Source organism: Alcanivorax sp. HI0044 (assembly GCF_001634945.1).
In genome coordinates this window covers 1-790 of record NZ_LWEZ01000854.1, presented here as the reverse complement: position 1 = coordinate 790, position 790 = coordinate 1, and the positions used below count along the sequence as shown (strand labels likewise).

The window sequence follows — 790 nt, the reverse complement described above, 5'->3', positions numbered from 1 at the left end:
GATACACTTCTTGTTAAAGAACTCAAAGATGCGATCCGATCTTCGTAAAACATTTTCGCTAGTTCCGTATTGCGTTGCTGCCTTATGTTATAGGCTTGAACCAATAAACTCGCTAGCGCAACGACTCCCGGGACCGCAATGGCAAGCGCTGATGTGCTATCTGACATTATTTATATCTCGTTTAGTTGTAGGCATAACGCCCGCAGCACGCGCGGCTTTGGAATGGAGGCGAAGCCGCAATGGAAAAGACGTAGCCGTGACTGCGATTGTTAGCCCTTTTCACTGAAGTTTGCTGTCCAAGTAATGCAGAATCGTTCTGCTTGCATTGCATACGAGCTCCGCATCTGCCTCCGAAAGCAGATTTTCATTTGCATGGGCCACACTCGCGTGGTTTCTCAGCTGATTCAGCGTATCTAAAACTGAAGAGAAGGACTTTAAGATTCGGTCAATTTCCGCTGACCAGTGACCGCCACTATTCAAACTTGGATGGGATTTCCGAAGAGCCTTATATAGCGAGGTAATCGTAGCATCCTTATCCACAGTGATTCCCGCCGCTTCACACTGGCTAAGGAAGTAGCCATGTAGCGCGGTATGCACCCTATCAACTCCGCTCGTGGCGCCCGATGTCGCTAGCAATGCCTCAGTATCTTTAAGCGCTCTCTCAACAACATCTCTGGCAGAGAGAGTTGGTGGCACAAACGTTGGAGCCAAGCCCTCTGGTTTTAGTCCAATTTCACGCATTAGTGCCGAGTGATTGCTCCAAAGCCAGTCCGCAGCTTTCTCGTTTTCG

General features: G+C 49.0%; 1 protein-coding gene. It reads right to left on the bottom strand.

Annotated elements, in window-relative coordinates; genetic code table 11:
* Positions 1-279 precede the first annotated feature (279 nt).
* On the bottom strand, positions 280-790 hold a 511-nt coding region (locus A3730_RS10015; protein WP_063538013.1), incomplete at its 5' end, for an abortive infection family protein.